The sequence below is a fragment of the Devosia insulae DS-56 genome (assembly GCF_000970465.2).
Taxonomy (GTDB): domain Bacteria; phylum Pseudomonadota; class Alphaproteobacteria; order Rhizobiales; family Devosiaceae; genus Devosia_A; species Devosia_A insulae.
Genome location: NZ_LAJE02000134.1, coordinates 1 through 2,585, shown reverse-complemented (window position 1 = coordinate 2,585; position 2,585 = coordinate 1). Strand labels below are relative to the sequence as shown.

At 68.8% G+C, this 2,585-nt stretch carries 2 protein-coding genes and 1 pseudogene; all 3 read left to right on the top strand.

What is annotated here, in order from left to right; all coding sequences use genetic code 11:
- Positions 1-266 (top strand): annotated as a pseudogene (locus tag VW23_RS08260) (hypothetical protein); the annotation flags it as partial.
- 330 nt (positions 267-596) lie between these two features.
- Entirely contained in the window at positions 597-1,262 is a 666-nt protein-coding gene (locus VW23_RS08255) for a response regulator transcription factor (RefSeq protein WP_280138977.1), read from the top strand.
- Complete coding sequence (locus VW23_RS08250; RefSeq protein ID WP_069909099.1) at positions 1,259-2,461, top strand: sensor histidine kinase; 1,203 nt, start codon at positions 1,259-1,261, stop codon at positions 2,459-2,461. Before VW23_RS08255 ends, VW23_RS08250 begins: the two co-directional genes overlap by 4 nt.
- The last annotated feature ends 124 nt before the right edge of the window (positions 2,462-2,585 follow it).

Genomic DNA, 2,585 nt, shown 5'->3' with positions numbered 1-2,585 from the left:
AAGCCGACGCCGACTCGGCGCTGGCGCAGACCGTTATCACCGAAGGCGCCCACGCCCTCGCCGCCCTCGTCGACCAGTTGCTGGCCCGCGGCGCCACGGGCACCGATGTCGTCGTCGCCGGCAGCGTCATCGTCAACCAGCCACGCCTGCGCGAAGCGTTCGAGCAGGCGGTGACCGGGCGGCACAGGGAGCTCAAGGTGCATGTGCTGCGCGACGCGCCGGTGGAGGGCGCGGTGCAGTTGGCGAGGCGGGCGGTCGGACGTTAGCCACCGCCGGTGCCTCCATCGTCCCCTCGCCCCTCCTAAGGGAGCGCGATGGCGCCCCCGGGGGGAGAGGGTCAGGGTGAGGGGTAGCCAAGCACACCACCCTATCCGTCACCGATCCAACACCCGTCCCAGCGCTTGGCGCCCCTCACCCCGCGGATGAAGCCTTCGGCCTCATCCGCCGCCCTCTCCCCAGAGGGGCGAGGGGGCGATAGGGCCCCCTTCTAGCGGACGCCGTAGCGCCGCGGGAGGGGAGCACGAGGCGCCACCCTTCCGCCCTAACGCCGCCCTAACAGACCATCGGGTAGCCAGATAGACTGGCGGTTAGCGGGGGTGTTCTGGTTGCGCGTGCTGGTGGTTGAAGACGAGCGGCAGCTGGCGGATTCGATTGCCGAGGGCCTGCGGCACCATGGGATGGCGGTGGATGTCGCCTATGACGGGGCGGCCGGGCTCGATCGGGCGCTGGTCAATGACTATGACGTGCTGGTTCTCGATCGCGATATCCCGCTGCTCTCCGGCGATGAAGTCTGCGCCGTGCTGGTCGAGACCCAATCGCCGACCCGCATCCTGATGCTCACCGCCGCCACCGCCGTGGCGCAGCGCGTCGCCGGGCTCGGGCTCGGCGCTGACGACTACCTGACCAAGCCCTTTGCCTTTGCCGAGCTGGTGGCCCGCGTCCAGGCGCTGGCCCGCCGCGCCCGGCCGGCCATCCCGCCGGTGCTCGAACGCTCCGGCCTCCGGCTCGATCCGCACCGCCGTATCGTGCTGCGCGGCGAGCAGCCGATCGATCTGTCAAAGAAGGAATTCGCCGTGCTCGAGGAACTGTTGCGCGCCGATGGCGGCGTCGTCTCGGCCGAGCAGTTGCTCGAGAAAGCCTGGGACGAACAGATCGATCCGTTCTCGGGCGTGGTGCGCTTCACCGTGATGAACGTGCGCCGAAAACTCGGCGAGCCGCAGTTGATCGAAACCGTGCAGGGCGTGGGGTACCGGCTTAAATGAAGATTTTTGGCTTCCCCTGGACCATCCGCACAAGGCTGAGCCTGCTCTATGCCGGCGCCTTTTTCGTCGCCGGCGTGGCGCTGATCGTCGCCATCTATCTCTATCTGGGCGTGGTGCTCGACCGGCAGTTCAGCATCCGGCTGGTGACCGACGACGCGCCGATGGCGCAAGGCCAGTTGGGCGCCCCGGGCGAGCTGCCGCCGCGCGAGCTGATGGACGAGGCCGGGCGCATCAGCGTCATGGTGCGGCAGGCACGGGTCAACACGCTCGACACCATGCTGATGGTGTCCTTCATCCTCGTCGGCATCCTCACCCTCATTGCCGGGGTCATCGGCTGGCTGGTGGCAGGCCAGGCGCTGCAACCCTTACGCGACATCACCGCCACGGCGCGCCGCGTCGCCGACCGCAGCCTGCATGAGCGGATCGCGCTCGCCGGCCCCAAGGACGAGATCAAGGATCTCGCCGATACGCTCGACGCCATGCTGGAGCGGCTCGACCGCTCCTTCGACAGCCAGCGCCGCTTCGTCGCCAATGCCAGCCATGAGCTGCGCACCCCGCTCACCATCACTCGCACGCTGATCGAAGTGGCACTGCTCGAGGCCGGCCCCGATGACACGCTGCGCCAGCTCGGCACCACGCTGCTGGCCGTCAACCAGCGCCACGAGAAGCTGACCGATGGCCTCCTGACCCTCGCCAGCAGCGAGCAGCGCGCCGCCGAGTTCCATACGGTCGAGCTGGGCGAGATCGCCGGACACATCGTCACTGAGCTCACCCCGATCGCCGAACGGGCCGGCGTGCGGCTCGGCACCGCCTTCGTCCCCGGCACCATCATGGGCGACGCCTTCCTGCTCGAGCGGCTGATCCAGAACCTCATCGAGAACGCCATCCAGTACAATATTGCCGAGAACGGCTGGGTCAGCGTCCACACCGCGATGAGCGGCAACGGCGTCGAACTGGTGGTCGAAAACACCGGCCCCGTCGTCCCCGCCTACGAGATCCCCAGCCTGTTCGAGCCGTTCCGCCGCCTCGCCGCCACCGAACGCCTCGCCGGCGCCACCCGCGGCCCGATCACCCGCGGCGCCGGCTTAGGCCTGTCGATCGTCCGCTCGGTGGCGCATACGCATGGCGGCGAGGTTGATGGCACGCCGAGGGAGGGCGGTGGGCTGGTGGTGCGGGTGCGGTTTCCGGCGGCGACTTAAGGAATCCACTGAAGCTGCAGTCGGCGCACCCTTTCCCGCCTGCGGGGGAGGGCTACCGCATATGGCGGTGGAGGGCACCTCTTGCCTTCTCCCCTTGTGGGAGAAGGTGCCCGAAGGGCGGATG

Bases quoted from the DNA above. Each gene is read 5' to 3' on its own strand.
- VW23_RS08250 (WP_069909099.1), top strand. From the start codon at position 1,259: ATGAAGATTTTTGGCTTCCCCTGGACCATCCGCACAAGGCTGAGCCTG.